Here is a 17,998-nt window from a genome sequence, read left to right on the forward strand (position 1 = left end):
ATACGATTAAACGCTGGCCGTTTCGCTCGGCACGAAGTCGGCGGTGTCGGTGGACTCATAGTTGAAGGTGATGTCCTTCCACGTTTCCAGCGCCTGCTTGAGCGGCGTGCACCACCTGGCGGCTTCTTCCAGAATCTTGGGGCCTTCCTTCACATAGTCGCGGCCTTCGTTGCGTGCCAGTACCATTGCTTCCAGCGCAACGCGATTGGCAACCGCACCGGCTTGAATGCCCTGAGGGTGCCCGATGGTACCACCGCCAAACTGCAATATCACGTCTTCGCCGAGATAATCCAGCAATTGGTGCATCTGGCCGGCATGAATGCCGCCCGAAGCAACCGGCATGACCTTGTTCAGGGAAGCCCAGTCCTGCTCGAAGAACAGGCCATGCTCCAGGCTTACCGGTGTATGGCGGTCGCGCAGGGTATCGTAGAAGCCCTTGATCATGAGCGGGTCGCCTTCCAGCTTGCCGACAACCGTGCCTGCGTGAATGTGATCCACGCCAGCCATCCGCATCCACTTGCAGATGACACGGAAGTTCATGCCATGGTTCTTCTGGCGCGAGTAGGTGGAGTTGCCGGCACGGTGCAGGTGCAGAATCATGTCGTTCTTGCGCGCCCATTTCGCCATCGACTGGATCGCGGTATAGCCGATCACCAAGTCGATCATGATGATGACGGAGCCGAGCGACTTGGCGAACTCCGCACGCTCGTACATGTCTTCCATGGTGCCAGCGGTAACGTTCAGGTAATGGCCCTTGACTTCACCGGTAGCGGCGGAGGCCTTGTTGACTGCTTCCATACAGTACAGGAACCGATCACGCCAGTGCATGAAGGGTTGCGAGTTGATGTTCTCGTCGTCTTTCATGAAGTCGAGACCACCCTTGAGTCCTTCATATACGACGCGGCCGTAGTTGCGACCGGAAAGACCCAGTTTCGGTTTGGTCGTTGCGCCGAGCAGCGGCCGGCCGAATTTGTCAAGGCGCTCGCGCTCCACGATGATGCCGGTTGCGGGGCCTTGGAAAGTCTTCAGATAAGCCACAGGGATGCGCATGTCTTCGAGACGCAGCGCTTTCACCGCCTTGAAGCCGAATACGTTGCCGATGATGGAAGCCGTCAGGTTGGCAATGGAGCCCCCTTCGAATAAGTCCAAGTCGTACGCTATGTAAGCAAAATACTGAGCTTCGGTCTTGGTACCGGGACCTGTATTAGGCACCAACTCTGAACGATAGGCCTTGGCGCGATACAGTTCGCACGCGGTCAAACGGTCGGTCCAGACAACAGTCCAGGTGGCGGTGGAAGATTCGCCAGCGACAGCGGCGGCGGCTTCCTCATGATCTACCCCTGCCTGGGGTGTGATACGGAACAAGGCGATGACATCCGTATCTTTGGGCACATAGTCGGAATCCCAGTAGCCCATTTTCTTGTACGGAATTACGCCGGATTTGTAGCGTTCCTTGCCGGTAATTTCTTCACTCATGTCAGTTCTCCTCATAGGGGTAGTTAAAGGTGCTACGGAAAGAATTGTAATGGGTATTACTATAAATAACAGTCACGTGTTTTGATTGTTATGATAACATTTTACTTATATATTTTCACTCTCCATGAACCATGAGGCAAGATGCTGCATATTACGCTGCGGCAGTTAAAGGTTTTTGAATCGGTTGCTCGCCACCTGAGTTTTTCCCGTGCGGCAGAGAGTCTGCATCTTACCCAGCCGGCAGTCTCCATGCAGATCAAGCAACTGGAAGACACTATTGAACTCCCGTTATTCGAGCAGATGGGCAAGAAAATCTATCTGACCGACGCGGGACGCGAACTTTATCATTACAGCCGTGCCATCTCCCAGCAACTGGCAGACATGGAACTGGCGCTCGATGAACTGAAAGGACTGGAACGAGGCAGGCTCAATATTTCAGTGGTTAGCACCGCCAACTATTTTGCTCCACATTTACTGGCCAAGTTCTGCCAGCGCTACCCGGATATTACCGTCAGCCTCAACGTATCCAATCGTGAAATAGTGCTCAAGCAACTGTCCGACAATGTAATCGATCTTGCCATCATGGGTCAGCCGCCGGAAGATCTGGATATTGCAACCGAATCATTCATGGAGAATCCCCTGGTTGTCATCGCTCCGCCGGAGCATCCGTTATGCAAGGTGCGGAAGATTCCTGTCAAGCGACTGGAGCAGGAAACATTTCTCGTGCGGGAGCCGGGATCCGGCACACGCAGCGCGATGGAGCGTTTTTTTGCATCGCACCATATTTCGCTCAGCAGGGGAATGGAAACTGACACCAGCGAGGCAATCAAACAGGCAGTCCAGGCGGGTATGGGTCTGGGCATCACCTCGCTGCACACGGTGGAACTGGAACTGGAAACGAAACGGTTGAAGATTCTCGATGTCGAGGATTTTCCCATCATGCGCTACTGGCATATCGTTCATCGAAAGCACAAGCGGCTCTCCAGCGTTGCGCAGGCATTCCAGGAATTTCTGCTGAAAGAGGCTCGCGGATTGATGCCGCACAACAGGGCTGAAGCCTCATTTTGACTGCGGGACTAAACACCTAAGCCTTAGCCGACAGAGTAAAAGTACTATCGGCCAAGGCTTCGAATAAATTCCTATACGCTAGCTATTTTTTTTGTCTATATTCCTGTTCAAAGCACTCATGCATTTTACTCACCATTCTGTGTAGGTTTTTCATTTCATCGGGTTCAAGCTTACCGTTATGGTTTTTGTCGTTTTGGTCAAACATCCACTCGTGGTGTTTCATGAATTCTTTTTTACTGACACTACCGTCCGATTCTCTTTTCATCACAGAAGCATCGCTTCCTCCTTCATGTTCACTTGCATTGGCACCAGTTGTGAGACTGCCCGTGGCTATTAAAAAAGGAACGATTGCAATAATGAGTCCCATTTTTCGTTTTTGTGTCATGGTGATGTCTCCTTGATTAAATCCATGCAATAGGGGCTACCAAAATCATGAATCACAAATTCCTGCCATAGTCTCTGAAAGACTACGTAATCTTCAGTGTAGGCCAAAATGTCGTTGATGTCAGTTGGGCGAGATCAGCAAATACCAGATGAAGCTTATGGCGTGACATCAGGGCCGGCCTTTCTTCCCGCAGCTAAGTTCTGGCTGCCGGTGCACATATCACATATGCCCTCCGTTCCGCATGCTCACTCGTTTTCAACGGTGGAAGGAGGATTACCCGATATCGCATGGGGCGCTCCAACCCCTGGTTGCCCGCGCCGACGTGTCATTTTTCTTATCACTACGAAAAAGAGGGGTACGAAAAAGATGGCAAGAAAGGTCGCGGCCAGCATTCCCCCGAAAACACCCGTCCCGATGGAATTCCGGCTCGCGGCGCCTGCCCCGGACGCCACCACAAGGGGAAACACGCCCAGGATGAAGGCCATGGAGGTCATGATGATAGGCCGAAAACGAAGCCGTGCCGCTTCGAGCGCGGCATCGACCAACGGTACGCCCTCAGCGTAGCGCTGATTTGCGAATTCGACGATCAGGATGGCGTTTTTCGCAGACAGTCCGATCAACGTTATCAGCCCGATCTGAAAGTAGATATCATTGGTTAGTCCGCGCATCCATATGGCCAGCAATGCGCCTAGAACTCCAAAAGGTATCGCAAGAATGACCGCGAACGGAACGGACCAGCTTTCGTACAAGGCGGCCAGCACCAGAAAGACCATGAGCAGAGCAAAGGCAAACACCAGGATAGATTGTCCTCCCGCCTTCTGCTCCTGGAACGATATCCCGCTCCAGTCGATTGTATAACCGCGCGGTACCAGAATTTCATTTGCTGCTTGTTCCAGCGCTTCCAGCGCCTGTCCTGAGCTGTACCCCGGCGCCGCACCGCCCAGCACCAATGCGGTATTGAATCCGTTGAAGTGCGTAACCGGGTCTGGACCGCTGCTGAATTCGGTGGACACGACCGAGTCCAGCGGGATCATGGTAGGTTCTGTGCCATTCTGGGCGCGCACATATACCTTGCTGATGTCGTCCGGGCGGGAACGATACTCCGGTAGCGCCTCTGTTTGTACCCGGTAGACGCGGCCGAATTTCACAAAATCGTTTACATACAGATTTCCAAAATAAGCCTGCATGGTATCGAAGACTTCAGAAATGGGCACGCCGAGCGCTTTTGCCCGCTCGCGGTCTACCTGGGCATAGAGCCGCGGGGTACTCACACGAAAATTCGTATTGGCAGCCGCGATCGCCGGATATTCCATAGCCCTGGCTACAAACTCCTGAGCGACAGCGGCGAACTCCGTAAAATCGCCCCCGCTGGGGTCCTGCAATTGAAGCGAAAAACCTCCTGTGGAACCAAGACCCGGGATGGAGGGCGCGTTAAATGCAAGAATCAAGGCTTCGGGGATTTTGGCAAATTCCCCGAGAGCCGCCGCAATAAGACCCGGAACCTGGTCGCTGGGATCGGTGCGTGTATCCCAATGTTGCAGCGGGACAAACATCGTCGCTTGATTCGTTCCCCGCGTGCCGAACACAAAATTCTGGCCCGCCAGGACATCGGTCGAATGGACTGCCGGATTCGCCATGAAATAGTTTTCTATCTTTTTCAAGACCTCGATTGTTCGTGTCTTGGAGGCACCCTCCGGCAGTTGGACGATGGTAATAAAATAACCTTGATCTTCTTCTGGAAGGAAACTGCCCGGAATGGTCTTGAACAGCCCGAGGATGACGATTGCCAAGGCTCCGAAGATAGCCAGGGCAATTAAGGATCGCTTCAGAATCATCCCGACGGTTCCGACGTAGCGACTCTGTAGCCAGTCGAACGACCGGTTGAAAATATTCCAGAATTTATTGGCCGAGTCATGGCCCGGCTTGAGAACCAGCGCGCAAAGCGCGGGGCTGAGCGTTAGCGCCACGAACCCGGAAATGGCGACAGACAGGGCGATAGTGATGGCAAACTGCTTATACAGCTCACCGGTGATACCGCCTAAAAAAGCGACCGGAACAAATACGGCAGCCAGCACAAGGACAATTGCAACCACTGGCCCCGTTACCTCATCCATGGCTTTTTTGGCTGCGTCCCTGGATGACAGGCCTCCCTTGGTCATATGCCGCTCGACATTCTCCACCACGACGATCGCATCGTCCACGACAATGCCGATTGCAAGAACCATGCCGAACAGAGTTAGCGTATTAATCGAGAATCCCAGCGCTTCCATCCCGGCCAGGGTTCCAATCAGCGAAATGGGAACGGCAACGGCCGGGATGAGCGTCGCACGCCAGCTCTGAAGAAAAAGAAAGACGACCAGGATGACCAGGAGAGTGGCTTCAATAAGGGTTTTCACCACTTCCTTGATGGAGACATCAATGAATGTGGTCGTGTCATAGGGAATATCGTAGGACATTCCTGCCGGAAAACTTCTCGACAGCTTTTCCACTTCCTGGCGAACGTGTTTGACAGTCTCGAGCGCATTGGCGCCCGGGGAAAGAAAGGTCAGCAGGAACGCATTGGGCTTTCCGTTCCATCGCCCTTGGAGGTCATAAGATTGAGCACCGAGTTCCACCCGTGCGATATCCCTCATCCGGACCATGGAACCGTCAGGATACGCTCGAACGATCATATCCTCGAATTCCTTCACCTCGCTCATGCGTCCCTGGGTAATGACCGGGATAGTAAGTTCGGTGCCTTTGGGCGTAGGTTCGCGGCCTATCCTTCCGGCGGGGAAATCGCGATTCTGCTCGCGAACCACGGCCACAACTTCGGTCGGCGTGATATCGAGTTGCGCCATGCGGACAGGATTGAGGATCAACCGCATCGAATAATTTTGCGCACCGAAGATGATGGCGTCGCCGACACCCGGGATTCGTTTGACGTTGTCGAGAACGCGAAGCAGGGCATAGTTCGAGAGAAAAACAGTCTCATGCCTGGGATCGGTCGAGGTCAGCATGATAACCGCCAGCAAATCCGGCGACATCTTTTTTACGGTTACACCCTGGCGGATGACTTCATCGGGCAACTGGGGTTCGGCAAGGCGTTGCCTGTTCTGGGTCTGGACCTGCGCGATATCCACGTCAGTGCCAATCTCGAACGTGAGCCTCATCGTCATGTGCCCATCATTTGTGCTGGTGGAGTCGTAATAGAGGAGATTGTCGATGCCGGGAAGCTGGACCTCGATTGGCCGCGCCACCGCTTCTGCGACAATTTCCGCGCTTGCACCGGGATAATCCGCATCGATCTGCACCATCGGTGGCGTGATTTGCGGAAATTGCGCAATCGGCAGCTTCTGCAAAGACACCAGGCCCAGCACTATAATGATGATGGACAGGACTGACGCAAAAATTGGACGATCGATAAAAAAATGGGAACTCATGATGCGTTCTGCGTGGTTTTTTCCTCGGAGCGACTATTTGGCGTCTTTTCACCCTGGAATGGAACCGCAGTCACTTGAGCACCTGGTCGAACCCGATGAAACCCTTCCACTACCACCCGTTCCCCTGGCTGAAGGCCATCGTCGATCAACCACTCGTTCTCGTACCACAAGCTCGCGCGAACCGGACGAAGCTCCGCCTTGTCGCCCTCGCCGATCACATAGACAAACGATCCGGTAGGCATTTGCTGAACGGCCCGCTGCGGGATGAGGATCGCATCGGGCCGGATATACCCCTTGAGGCGAATCTTGACGAACTGCCCCGGATAAAAGTAGGATTGCCCTGGCGCGAAGCCCCCTTCCGGGTTGGGAAATGTGAACCGCGCCTGTAGCATCCCTGTCTCGGACCGTAAGTTGACATCCGCGAAATCGAGCAGGCCTTCTCCTGGATATACGCTCCCGTCCGAAAAGGTCATCACACCCCGTAGCTGAAAAATGTCCGGTCTCTCAATCCTGTGCTCCGCAAGATCGCGGCGCCGCCGGAGGAGGTAGCTTTCCGGTACGCTTACATTGACGTACATAGGGTCCAACTGATCAATGGTCGTCAAAAGGGTTGTCTGCGCGGAGACCAGCCTCCCTTCGTAGAATTGGCTGCGCCCTATTCGGCCGCTTACAGGCGCCGTGATGATCGTATTGTCCAGATCGAATTTTGCCTTCACCAGGTCGCTTCGCGCTACCTCCAGCGCGGCCTTGGCCGCCAGCATTTCCGCGACTGCATCATCGACGCTCTTCCGACTGACAGCCTGTTCCTCGAGCAGCGGTTTTACGCGCGCCTCTTCCTGCCCCGCCTGAACAAGGCGGGCCTGGGCTTGCGCTACTCTTGCCTTTCCGCTGAAATAGGCCGCCTCGAAGGGCACAGGATCAATCAGGTAAAGTTTGTCACCCGTCTTGACATTTCTCCCCTCGGTAAAAAAAACTTTCTTGATTATTCCCGTCACCTGCGGGCGAATCTCGACGGGACGAAAAGCCTGCGTTTGCCCGATAAACTCGGGTTCGTCGGGAATAGTCTGCGTGGTGACGGTAATTACTTCCACTTCGGGGACGATCTGGGCGGGAGCGGGTGGCGCTTTTTGGCAGCCTGAAAAAGAGATCAGGATGAGTTCGGCGCCTAGAGCGGCGACAGATACTCGACTGGAGAGGAACCACGGGTGAGACAGATTCATGTACGTCTCCTGGCGGCTGCCGGAAAAGGGAGGAGCAACAATGAGCTGCTTGAGGGTGATGATAACCGTTATTTTTTTATGACGGATCAGGTTTCGGATCGCCAGGCTGTTCCCGATGCCGTCAAACAGGCGTCCATCCGCCGCCGAGCGCCTTGTAAAGCTGGACCACGGATATCAGATGGAGGCGGCGCGTTGCCGTAAGCGCGAATTCTGCATCGAACAGGTTACGTTTGGCCAGCAGCACGTCCACATAACTGGTAACACCCCCCTTATATCGCAGATCAGCGATATGCAGAGCCGAGCGCAGTGCCTTCACCTGTTGCTCCTGCGCCTTGCGCTGTTCGTTGGTGGTACTTACCGCCACAAGGGCGTCTTCGACTTCCTTGAATGCAAGCAGGATGGTTTGCTCGTACTGGGCGAGCATCTGCTTCGCCTGCGCTTCCGCTGCACGCTGCTCCATCCCCAAACCCCGCGCATTGATCAATGGAACAGCCAGACCCAATCCGCCTACCCCGAATTCGCTTCCGGAAAGGAGAAGATTGGACAGCGCCGGACTTGCCACGCCCAGGAAGCCGGTAATATTGAGCTTGGGAAATCGCGCCGCCTTGGCTGCGCCAATCCGGGCGGTTGCCGCTGCAAGGGTTTGTTCCGCCTGCAGGATGTCGGGGCGTCGCTGCAACAGTTCGGAAGGAAGTCCGGCTGGCACCTCTGGCGCCAGCAACTGCTCCGTGAGGGAGCGTCCCCGCTCTATCGAAACCGGATTTCTCCCCATCAATACACTCAGTTCATTTTCCTTCTGGGCAGTCAGCCGTTGCAGTTCTGCCACCCGGGTGGCTGCATTCGCACGCTCAGCTTCGAACTGGTCGAGGTCAAGCCTGGAAATGACTCCTCCCCGCAGCTGGGCTCGCGCAAGCGCCACCGACTCCTCCCATGAGTGCAGGGCATTGCGCGCAATACCCATCTGCATATCGAATTGCAGGAGATCGAAATACGCCTGCGCTACCGAACTTACCAGGGTCAGGACCACCGCGCGCCGGTTTTCTTCCCGCGCCATCAAGTCAGCCAGGGCGGCTTCGTTCGAGCGGCGGATGCGACCCCAGATATCAATTTCCCAATTCAGGGTTGTCTGACCGAAATAGCTGTAAGGCGTGGGAAATCCAGGGAACTTGAATCCTCCAAGGGTTCCGAAAGCAGGTGCATTGGCATTCGCATCCATTTGTGGAAGGAAATCTATGCGTGCAATGGCAAGGCGCGCCTCCAGCTCTTCAACGCTTGCTACCGCCTGCTTGAGGTCCTTGTTCTGGGCCAGTGCGAGACGGATGAGCTGTTGCAGTTGATTATCATGCAGCAATTCCCACCAGGGCAAGTTCGCAATGGACTGCCCCTCCGTTTGTGCCAAGCGAAACTTTTCGGATGTTTCGACATGAGGGCGAATATAGTCAGGTCCCATTGCGCAGGATGCAAGGAGCAGAGTCGAGAGCAACAACCCCATCCTGCTCCGCATGCGCTCTCTCATGCCACGATGGCTCGCCACGATGTTTCTCATGATGTTTCCTGCGACAGGTTTTTGACTGACTTACCTTTATTTTTGCGCGAAAGCCACGTAAAAAACAAGGGAATAAATATTGTTGCAACAAAAGTGGCAAGCAACATTCCCCCAAACACGCCGGTTCCCATGGAGCGACGCGCGGCAGCGCCTGCTCCCGTGGCGATCAGCAGCGGCACGATCCCCAGCACAAAAGCCATGGACGTCATGACGATGGGCCGGAAGCGCAGGCGCGCCGCTTCAACCGCTGCCTGTGCCACAGGCAGACCTTCAGCCATTTTCTGCGTAGCAAACTCGACGATCAGAATGGCATTTTTCGCAGCCAGGCCGACGAGCGTGATCAGGCCGATCTGAAAATAGATATCGTTCGGCATGCCTCGGATCAAAACGGCAAGCAGGGCGCCCGCGAGAGCAAAAGGCACCGCCATGATAACGGCAAGCGGCAGGGCCCAGGTCTCGAACTGGGCAGCAAGAATGAGAAATACCATTATGATCGCGAAGCTGAAGGCAAAAATTGCGGCTGAGCCGGTCCGCTTTTCCTGATAAGCCTGTCCCGTCCACGTAATCTGGTAGTCATCCGGTAAATTTTTTGCCGCAATCTCCTCTACAAGCCTGATAGCGTCACCTGAACTCACACCAGGCGCGCCGCTTCCCAGAATCTTTGCAGCAAGGAGACCGTTGTAGCGCTCGAGCTGCTCCGCGCCCACAATGGTGCTGAGTTTGCTGAGGGCGGACAGGGGCACCATCGCGCCGGACTGGGAGCGTACATACACTCTGCCGAGATCCTCGGGATGCATCCGGTGTTGCGGTTCTGCCTGCATTTGCACCCGGTAGGTACGACCGGAGTAATTGAAATCGTTGATATACAGCGAACCCATCGTACTTTGCAGCGTGGCGTAAATGTCTGCGATTCTCACTTGCTGAGAAATTGCTTTTTCCTGATCCACTTCAACGAAGAATTGCGGTACGGTAGGCCGAAAAAAAGTATTGATGCCAGCCAGCCTCGGTTCCTGGTTCAGGGCAGCGATAAGGTTGTTCACTACTGTGGATAATTGAACCGGATTAGCGCCGGCACGGCTTTGCACATAGACTTCGAAGCCGCCCGCAGTTCCCAGTCCGCGGATGGCGGGCGGATTGAAGGTGATCGCGATTCCATCCGACTGCTGCATTCCGATACCCATCAGCTTCTGGATGATATCGTCCGCCGTTGCCTCTCGCTCCGACCAGTCCTTGAACGCAGCGAACATGGTAGCAGAACTCGTTTTATTCCCGCCACCGATCAGGTCGAAACCATTCACAACAAACTCATGGGCTACTGCCGGGTCATTTGCTATCCCTGCGCGCACCGCTTCAGCGGTCCTTGTGGTTCGCGCAAGGGTGGCCCCATCCGGCAGAATGGTTGCCGTGACGACATAGCCTTGATCTTCCGGCGGCACGAAACTCTCGGGTACTGTTTCAAACAGATAAGCCGATAAGGCAACGATGCCCAGGAATACGACAGCGCCAATAATCCTGTGGCGCAGCGTAGTGCTGACCATGAGAATGTAAAAATCGGTCAGGCGGTGAAAACCCTTGTTGAAAGCACGAAAGAACGCAGATTCGCCATGAGTATGCTTGAGCAGAATAGCGCACAGGGCAGGCGTCAGGGTCAGCGCCACCAGGCCGGAAATGGTAACGGCCACTGCGACGGTGACTGCGAACTGGCGATACAGTTCGCCTGCGATTCCCCCCATGAATGCAACCGGCACGAATACCGCGCACAGTACCAGGACAATCGCAACCACCGCGCTTGCGACCTGTTCCATGGAGCGAATGGCGGCTTTCAACGGCGGCAGCTTCTCTTCGTCCATCAACCGCTCGATATTTTCCAATACGACGATTGCATCATCGACCACAATGCCGATTGAAAGCACCATGGCGAAAAGCGTGAGTGTATTGATGGAGAATCCGAACACCCACAGCCCGGCAAAAGTGCCTACGAGGGAAATGGGCACGGCAACAATGGGGATCAGCGTGGCGCGCCAGCTTTGCAGGAATAGATAAACAACCAGCAGGACGAGCACCATCGCTTCGCCAAGCGTCTTGACCACCTCCCACATCGAGGCTTTGACGAACAGGCTGGTATCGTACGGCACCACGTAGTCCATTCCCTCCGGAAAATGTTTCTTCAGCTCTTCCATTTTGGCGACCAGCGCATTTTTCGTGTCGAGCGCATTCGCGCCGGGCTGCAGGAAGACGGGAATGCCGGCCCCGGGCTGACCATTCAATGCCGTGCGAACATCATAGCTTTGTGCCCCCAACTCAATACGAGCGACATCCTTGAGGTAGAGGACCCCACGCGGGCCATCCGCCCGCAAAATGATGTCACCGAACTGTTCAGGTGTTACCAGCCGACCTCTTGCATTGACGGTATAAATCAGTTGCTGATCAGGCGGGGCTGGTTCCTGACCGATCTTGCCGGCAGCATATTGGGCGTTCTGCGCCTGGATAGCGGCAGTGATGTCCGTGGTAGCCACGCCCAGTTGTGCCATGCGATCAGGATGAAGCCAGATGCGCATGGAGTAATCCTGGCCGCCAAAGACAGTGGCATCACCGACTCCGTTCGTACGCCTCAGCTCGTCCATTATGTTGAGCGTGGCATAGTTGCTGAGATAGAGCGGGTCATATTTGCCTTTCTCGGTCGAGATCAGCATGAAGACTATCAGGATGTCGTTGGAGCGCTTCTCAATTTTCAGGCCGGTGCGGCGCACTTCATCCGGCAGGCGCGGCAGCGCGACGTTTACGCGGTTACTGATATTGAAAGTAGCCTGATCAACGTCCGTGCCGACCTCGAACGTTGCGGTTATGGTCAGCGTTCCGCTGGAGTCGGCGCTTGAGTTGAAATATAAAAGATCCTGGACACCGCTCAATTGCTCTTCGATGGGGGCGGCCACTGTTTTGGTCAAGGTTTCAGCGCTGGCGCCGGGATAGGTCGCGGTTATCAGCACCGTAGGCGGCGCGATCTCCGGATATTGCGCAATGGGGAGCTGCAAGGCGGCGGCAAGACCGGCAAGGACGATGATAATGGAGATAACCGACGCAAATATCGGTCGCAGAATAAAAAATCTGGTCATGATTTATCCGGCGGTTTTCCGCCCGGTTTTTTGCTCAAGCGGCTTTGCCGGAATCGGAATCCAGCTGGGCAGGAGGCGTTCCCGGTGCTTCTCCGGGCGCGTGAGGGGAAACGGGCGAGCCGGGACGAAGCTTGATGATGTTATCGACAATGACTTTATCGCCGGCTTTGAGTCCGTCAAGGATTACCCAGTCCGTACCCATCCACTTCCCGGTAACCACCGGCTGCGGAGTCGCTTCGTTTTTTTCGTTGATCACATACACTGACTGACCGCGGTCAGACGTCTGTATTGCACTCTGCGGGACGAGGAATACACCGTCACGCTGGCCAATGACCACTTTCGCCCTGACAAACTGTCCCGGCAGCAATCGCTGTCCGACATTTTCGAACGTGGCGCGCAGTTGCTGCGTGCCCAGCAGTGGGTCGATCTGGCTGGCGGCGAAATTCAACTCCCCTTTCTTTTCGTATTCCGAGCCGTCCGGCAATATCAAAGTCACCTGTTTTACCTTTTTCTCGGTCAGGGGACCACCGAGCTGCATCAGTTCGTTACTCGACAGGCTGAAACGCACCCAGATCGGCGACAATTGCACCAGCGTGGTCAAAAGGCTGCTGTTGGCTTCCACCAGCGCGCCTTCCGAAAACTGGAAGCGGCCAGAAATGCCGTTGACCGGGGCGGTTACAGAGGTATAGGAGAGACTGAGTTCCGCATCGCGCACGCGCACCTCGGCCTGCTGGAGCGCGGCATGCGCAATTGCGTTATCGGAAACCGCGTTATCATACTCGCGCTGGCTGATTGCCTGCGTATCCAGCAGGTCTTTCAGGCGTTTTTCTTCGCGCTCGGTCTGAATGATGCGGGCTTTCTGTTCTGCCAGTTGCGCCCTCGCCTGAGCAAGCGCATATCGGTAGGGTACCGGATCAATCAGAAACAGAGACTGCCCGGCTTTTACCGCTGCGCCTTCCTCATACAGGCGTCTGAGCAGAATGCCCCCCACGCGGGGACGTATTTCGACCTCCTTGGCGCCTTCGGTCTGGGCCACGGCTTCGGCGCTGATCGGTACGCTGGTAGGTTGAACCTCGATTACACTTACGGGAAGGGCCGGTGGATGAGGGGGCGTTTCAGGCTTCTTGCCACAGCCTTGCACCGTAACGGTCACGACGATGCCCGCAGCAATGCTTATGGCAAGCCGCATGACGGCGTGCAGCAGGCCGGGCGTTTTTCTCTGGCTGAACATTAACGAGCTGTCGGGTTTGTTCTTATAATCTTGCGTGGCTGTCATCCATGCTCCGTGCAGCTGAATTTGGAACTTGCTAAATTTGGAACTTGCATACATACGTGTATGTATGTAAATTATAAACCAACCTTCACAGATGTAAATAGCGATTCGTAACATGGTCCGAAAAACCAAGGAAAATGCGGAATTGACACGGCAACGCCTTATAGATGCGGCGCGCCAGGTTTTTCTGGAGCGGGGTGTCGCCCGTACCACCATGGAGCATATCGCGCGCGAGGCCGGCGTCACGCGGGGAGCGATCTACTGGCATTTCAACAATAAAATCGATCTGATTCAGGCCATGCGCGAGCAGGTATTCCTGCCTCTCATCGATCGCATGGACGATACCCTGCTGGTCGAAGGCGTGGACGATCCTCTCGCCTGTATCGAAAATTTCCTGTGCGGCACGATTCAGGTTCTGGCGGATAGCAAGGAGACCCGCCAGATATACGAAATCATGATGATCAAGTGCGAGTACGTGGATGAATTCGCCATGGTCTTGCAGCAGATTTTATTCAACTGTGCGCGCATTTCGGAGAAGCTGAGGCTGGTTTACGAACGCGCCCGGGTTCAGGAATTACTGCATTCCTCTCACGATCCCGTGCAACTGGCCATTGATACCCATCTGTTCTTTATCGGGTTGTTGCACATGTGGGTGAAGGATACAGAGGGAAATCAGTTCCGGCACCAGGCTATTGAACTGGTGGAGGCGCATATGAGACTGCGTCGCGTCTCCCCTGAGCGGACTGTTCGCTATCCCTGAATCGCATGGAATGAAGTCGTCTGACAGTAGGTCCCACTTCGTCGGACAATACGATACGACGGGTTCGTTGCGGAACTCCGCTACTGCAATTCAAGTTGCTCCTGCTCCGTTTGCTCCAGGGCAAACTGCTGTCAGTTCAACCATATCCGCGGAAGTGATCAAATTTGCACGAGTGTCCACGTATCCATTGCCGATGATTTTCTTTTGATCGGAATGCGCGGCAAACCTCGTAGTGCTGTAGGAATCGTCTTCCTTCAGGTGGGCGAGGATGTCAAATCGATAGAGGATTCACTCCCACATTGTATATTTTCAGAAATGATGCCCTTATAGTTGACTAAATCAATCGGGTATCTTATAGTTGACTAAATCAGTCATCTATTGAATTTTTGTTGACTGAGATATTTCTGGACCTATCTACTTAATCCGTGAATCCATCGAGAGCAAAGAGGAGTTCATCATGAGGCTAACAACCAAAGGACGGTTTGCAGTAACGGCGTTGCTCGATCTCGCGCTGCAACGTCAGACGCGTCCTGTGACACTTGCGGAAATCAGCCAGCGTCAGCAAATTTCGCTATCTTATCTTGAGCAGTTGTTCGCCAAACTGCGTTCCCGTGGACTTGTCGATAGTGTAAGAGGCCCGGGTGGCGGCTATTGCCTTGCGAAAGACGTGGGGCAAGTGTCGGTTGCCGAGATCATTCTCGCGGTTGACGAGCCTATCGATTCAACCCAGTGCAATGGAAAGGAAAATTGCCACAACGACAGGAAATGCATGACGCACGACTTGTGGACAAAGCTCAACGAGCTGATTTTCGACCATCTTGGCGCAGTCACGCTGAAACAACTGGTCGATGAGCAGAGGGAAAGAGAGGAATGGCGGAAGGCAAGAGAGGCGGGTGTGGTGCAGATGCTGGATATGCGGAAGGTTGCGCCTGAAAAGGTCATGCCCGACCGGAGTCGCGCTGCAATTTCTGCCTGACTCCAATTTTGAATGCCGAACGCTTACTTTCGTTGTCATAATCGCATGGGACAGGTGGAGAATGGCGATGGCAATAACACTGACTGAAAACGCGGCGAAACAGATTCAGAAGCAGCTCGCGAAGCGGGGCAAGGGATTGGCCCTGCGAGTCGGGGTCAAGAAGGTGGGGTGTTCCGGATTTGCCTATACCTTCGCTTATGCAGATGAGCTGCGCGAGAGTGATCGGATGTTCGAGTCCTGTAACGCTCATGTAGTGGTTGATGTCGATTTTCTGCCGTTTCTTAATGGTTCACGAATTGACTTTGTCAGAGAAGGGCTGAACGAATCATTCAGATTTGAGAATCCCAACGTGGATAATACCTGCGGCTGCGGTGAAAGCTTCAGTGTGAAAGAAGAACCGGCCAAGGTCTAGTCACTTGGAAATGGGCGCCAGCAACCGGGGCGCCAGCAACCGGGATAACAGGAGCGGCAGTATTCGTAGCAAAGGGGTTGTCCTCTACTAAAAGAAAAGACATTCCGATATTGGAGCGAATCTCATGAGTGCAGTACTACAGAATCTGGTCAATCAACCATACAAACACGGTTTCGTTACCGAAATCGAGTCGGATGTCGCGCCAAAAGGCCTTAACGAAGATATTATCCGGCTCATTTCGACCAAGAAAAACGAACCCGCCTGGCTCCTTGATTTCAGGCTCAAAGCCTATCAGCAATGGCTCAAGATGGAAGAGCCGAAATGGCCCAATGTCAGGTATCCGCAGATCGATTTTCAGGCGATCAGCTACTACGCTGCGCCCAAGCCGAAAAAGAAGCTCAACAGCATGGATGAAGTCGATCCTGAGCTGCTTCGCACCTTTGAGAAGCTGGGAGTGCCCATGCATGAGCGCGCGGCCTTGGCCGGCGTGGCGGTGGATGTGATTTTTGACAGTGTATCCGTAGCCACCACCTACAAGCAGAAGCTCGCGGAAGTCGGGATCGTTTTCTGCTCCATTTCCGAAGCCGTGCATGCTTATCCCGAACTGGTGAAGCAGTATCTCGGTACGGTGGTGCCCGTGGGTGACAACTACTATGCAGCACTCAACTCGGCCGTTTTTACGGACGGCACTTTCTGCTTCATCCCGAAAGGCGTCAAGTGCCCGATGGATCTGTCGACCTACTTCCGCATCAATACGGAAGAGTCCGGACAATTCGAGCGCACCCTCATCGTTGCCGAGGAAGGGTCGTCCGTGTCGTATCTCGAAGGGTGCACGGCTCCCAGGTTCGATACCAATCAATTGCACGCCGCGGTGGTCGAACTGATTGCACTCGATAACGCCGATATCAAATATTCGACGGTACAGAACTGGTATGCGGGCGATGAGAAGGGGGTGGGCGGCATATATAATTTCGTAACCAAGCGGGGTCTGGCGAAAGGCGTCAACTCGCGCATCTCGTGGACTCAGGTTGAAACGGGCTCCGCGATAACCTGGAAATATCCGTCCTGCATACTGCAGGGGGAAAGTTCCGTAGGCGAATTTTATTCGGTAGCGGTAACCAATAACTATCAGCAGGCGGATACCGGCACCAAGATGATCCATATCGGGAAAAATACCCGCAGCACCATCGTCAGCAAGGGTATTTCAGCCGGGCATTCCAATAACAGCTACCGCGGCCTGGTCAGGATTGCTCCCACCGCCAGCGGCGCGCGCAACTATTCACAATGCGATTCGATGCTGATCGGAGATCAATGCGGAGCGCATACCTTTCCCTACATTCAGGTGCGTAACCAGAATGCCAAGGTCGAGCATGAAGCATCAACGTCAAAAATCGGCGAAGATCAATTGTTCTACTTTGCACAACGCGGCATCGGCAATGAGGAAGCGGTTTCCATGATTATCAATGGCTTCTGCAAGGATGTATTTCAGCAGCTGCCGATGGAGTTTGCGGTCGAAGCGACAAAACTGCTTGGATTCAAGCTGGAGGGAAGTGTTGGATGATTCATCAGGACAGCAAAACGATTCTGGAAGTAAGCGGACTGCGAGCGGCAGTCGATGGCGTAGAGATACTCAAAGGTGTTGACCTTATCGTCAAAAGTGGTGAGGTGCATGCCATCATGGGAACGAACGGCTCGGGCAAGAGCACTTTCGCCAAGGTGCTTGCCGGGCACAGCGCCTATCAGGTTACCGGGGGATCGGTATTGTTTGAAGGCCGGAATCTGTTCGATCTCGAACCGGAAGAACGGGCGCGTGCAGGCGTATTTCTTGCCTTTCAGTATCCGATCGAGATACCCGGCGTTTCCAACAGCCATTTCCTGCGCCTTGCCTACAATACCCTGCAGTCGCAGCGTGGAAAGGACGAACTCGATCCGCTGGAATTCGAGGATTTCGTGCGCGAGCAAATGAAATTGCTGGAAATGAATCCCAATTTTCTGGATCGCGGCGTCAACGAAGGTTTTTCGGGCGGCGAGAAGAAGCGCAACGAGATATTGCAGATGGCGCTGCTGGAGCCACGATTGGCTATCCTGGATGAGACGGATTCCGGTCTCGACATCGATGCCCTGAGAATCGTTACCAATGGGGTAAACAAACTTGCAAACAAGGACAACGCAATCATTCTGGTAACCCATTATCAGCGCATGCTCAACTATATCGAACCGGATTACGTGCATGTAATGCGCGCTGGACGCATCGTTAAAACAGGGGGCAAAGAGCTTGCGCTCGATCTCGAAACGCGAGGTTATGATTGGGTAGGGGTTGAGCGGCGTGTCCCGGCAAGCGCATGAG

Annotated in this window: 13 protein-coding genes; 6 read left to right on the forward strand and 7 right to left on the reverse strand. The window is 54.3% G+C overall.

From position 1 onward, the window contains the following. Positions 1-6 precede the first annotated feature (6 nt). Complete coding sequence (locus ACZ5BW_RS03655) at positions 7-1,476, reverse strand: ribulose-1,5-bisphosphate carboxylase/oxygenase large subunit (protein ID WP_464542633.1); 1,470 nt, start codon at positions 1,474-1,476, stop codon at positions 7-9. A gap of 141 nt (positions 1,477-1,617) precedes the next feature. On the opposite strand from ACZ5BW_RS03655, the gene ACZ5BW_RS03660 reads away from it, so the two are divergent. Beyond that, positions 1,618-2,544, forward strand: a complete 927-nt coding sequence (locus ACZ5BW_RS03660) for a LysR family transcriptional regulator (protein WP_464542635.1) — start codon at positions 1,618-1,620, stop codon at positions 2,542-2,544. Between the two features lie 82 nt (positions 2,545-2,626). Here ACZ5BW_RS03660 and ACZ5BW_RS03665 read toward each other — a convergent pair whose 3' ends face one another. The 6 genes from ACZ5BW_RS03665 to ACZ5BW_RS03690 form a co-directional block, all read right to left on the reverse strand. Continuing rightward, positions 2,627-2,929 carry a hypothetical protein gene (locus tag ACZ5BW_RS03665; protein WP_464542637.1) on the reverse strand — a complete coding sequence of 101 codons (303 nt, stop codon included), beginning with the start codon at positions 2,927-2,929 and terminating at the stop codon, positions 2,627-2,629. 245 nt (positions 2,930-3,174) lie between these two features. Next, positions 3,175-6,351: a multidrug efflux RND transporter permease subunit gene (locus ACZ5BW_RS03670; RefSeq protein ID WP_464542639.1), complete on the reverse strand. Its 3,177-nt coding sequence runs from the start codon at positions 6,349-6,351 to the stop codon at positions 3,175-3,177. Beyond that, a complete protein-coding gene (locus ACZ5BW_RS03675) occupies positions 6,348-7,571 on the reverse strand; it encodes an efflux RND transporter periplasmic adaptor subunit (protein ID WP_464542641.1) in 1,224 nt (407 codons plus the stop codon). Before ACZ5BW_RS03675 ends, ACZ5BW_RS03670 begins: the two co-directional genes overlap by 4 nt. Positions 7,572-7,692: 121 nt before the next feature. Beyond that, positions 7,693-9,117, reverse strand: coding sequence for an efflux transporter outer membrane subunit (locus tag ACZ5BW_RS03680; RefSeq protein WP_464542643.1), 1,425 nt, complete (start codon positions 9,115-9,117; stop codon positions 7,693-7,695). Next, complete coding sequence (locus ACZ5BW_RS03685; protein ID WP_464542645.1) at positions 9,114-12,230, reverse strand: efflux RND transporter permease subunit; 3,117 nt, start codon at positions 12,228-12,230, stop codon at positions 9,114-9,116. Before ACZ5BW_RS03685 ends, ACZ5BW_RS03680 begins: the two co-directional genes overlap by 4 nt. Before the next feature lie 34 nt (positions 12,231-12,264). Continuing rightward, positions 12,265-13,506: an efflux RND transporter periplasmic adaptor subunit gene (locus tag ACZ5BW_RS03690; protein ID WP_464542647.1), complete on the reverse strand. Its 1,242-nt coding sequence runs from the start codon at positions 13,504-13,506 to the stop codon at positions 12,265-12,267. Between the two features lie 112 nt (positions 13,507-13,618). Here ACZ5BW_RS03690 and ACZ5BW_RS03695 point away from each other — a divergent pair, with 112 nt between their 5' ends. The 5 genes from ACZ5BW_RS03695 to sufC all read left to right on the forward strand — a co-directional run bounded on the left by ACZ5BW_RS03695 (position 13,619) and on the right by sufC (position 17,997). Next, positions 13,619-14,263 (forward strand): TetR family transcriptional regulator, encoded by a 645-nt coding sequence (locus ACZ5BW_RS03695; protein WP_464542649.1) that lies wholly within the window; start codon positions 13,619-13,621, stop codon positions 14,261-14,263. Between the two features lie 457 nt (positions 14,264-14,720). Then, positions 14,721-15,239, forward strand: coding sequence for an Rrf2 family transcriptional regulator (locus ACZ5BW_RS03700; RefSeq protein ID WP_464542651.1), 519 nt, complete (start codon positions 14,721-14,723; stop codon positions 15,237-15,239). A gap of 67 nt (positions 15,240-15,306) precedes the next feature. Continuing rightward, positions 15,307-15,651, forward strand: coding sequence for a HesB/IscA family protein (locus ACZ5BW_RS03705; protein ID WP_464542653.1), 345 nt, complete (start codon positions 15,307-15,309; stop codon positions 15,649-15,651). Between the two features lie 124 nt (positions 15,652-15,775). Continuing rightward, positions 15,776-17,212, forward strand: a complete 1,437-nt coding sequence (sufB, locus tag ACZ5BW_RS03710) for a Fe-S cluster assembly protein SufB (protein ID WP_464542655.1) — start codon at positions 15,776-15,778, stop codon at positions 17,210-17,212. Then, the gene (gene sufC, locus ACZ5BW_RS03715) at positions 17,209-17,997 is read left to right on the forward strand and encodes a Fe-S cluster assembly ATPase SufC (RefSeq protein WP_464542657.1); all 789 of its coding nucleotides are present in this window, start codon (positions 17,209-17,211) and stop codon (positions 17,995-17,997) included. Before sufB ends, sufC begins: the two co-directional genes overlap by 4 nt. The last annotated feature ends 1 nt before the right edge of the window (position 17,998 follow it).

Source organism: Nitrosospira sp. TNL300, assembly GCF_055385915.1.

Bases quoted from the DNA above. Each gene is read 5' to 3' on its own strand.
- ACZ5BW_RS03705 (WP_464542653.1), top strand. From the start codon at position 15,307: ATGGCAATAACACTGACTGAAAACGCGGCGAAACAGATTCAGAAGCAG.
- ACZ5BW_RS03670 (WP_464542639.1), bottom strand. From the start codon at position 6,351: ATGAGTTCCCATTTTTTTATCGATCGTCCAATTTTTGCGTCAGTCCTG.
- sufC (WP_464542657.1), top strand. From the start codon at position 17,209: ATGATTCATCAGGACAGCAAAACGATTCTGGAAGTAAGCGGACTGCGA.
- ACZ5BW_RS03675 (WP_464542641.1), bottom strand. From the start codon at position 7,571: ATGAATCTGTCTCACCCGTGGTTCCTCTCCAGTCGAGTATCTGTCGCC.
- ACZ5BW_RS03695 (WP_464542649.1), top strand. From the start codon at position 13,619: ATGGTCCGAAAAACCAAGGAAAATGCGGAATTGACACGGCAACGCCTT.
- ACZ5BW_RS03660 (WP_464542635.1), top strand. From the start codon at position 1,618: ATGCTGCATATTACGCTGCGGCAGTTAAAGGTTTTTGAATCGGTTGCT.
- sufB (WP_464542655.1), top strand. From the start codon at position 15,776: ATGAGTGCAGTACTACAGAATCTGGTCAATCAACCATACAAACACGGT.
- ACZ5BW_RS03655 (WP_464542633.1), bottom strand. From the start codon at position 1,476: ATGAGTGAAGAAATTACCGGCAAGGAACGCTACAAATCCGGCGTAATT.
- ACZ5BW_RS03685 (WP_464542645.1), bottom strand. From the start codon at position 12,230: ATGACCAGATTTTTTATTCTGCGACCGATATTTGCGTCGGTTATCTCC.
- ACZ5BW_RS03665 (WP_464542637.1), bottom strand. From the start codon at position 2,929: ATGACACAAAAACGAAAAATGGGACTCATTATTGCAATCGTTCCTTTT.
- ACZ5BW_RS03690 (WP_464542647.1), bottom strand. From the start codon at position 13,506: ATGACAGCCACGCAAGATTATAAGAACAAACCCGACAGCTCGTTAATG.
- ACZ5BW_RS03700 (WP_464542651.1), top strand. From the start codon at position 14,721: ATGAGGCTAACAACCAAAGGACGGTTTGCAGTAACGGCGTTGCTCGAT.
- ACZ5BW_RS03680 (WP_464542643.1), bottom strand. From the start codon at position 9,117: ATGAGAAACATCGTGGCGAGCCATCGTGGCATGAGAGAGCGCATGCGG.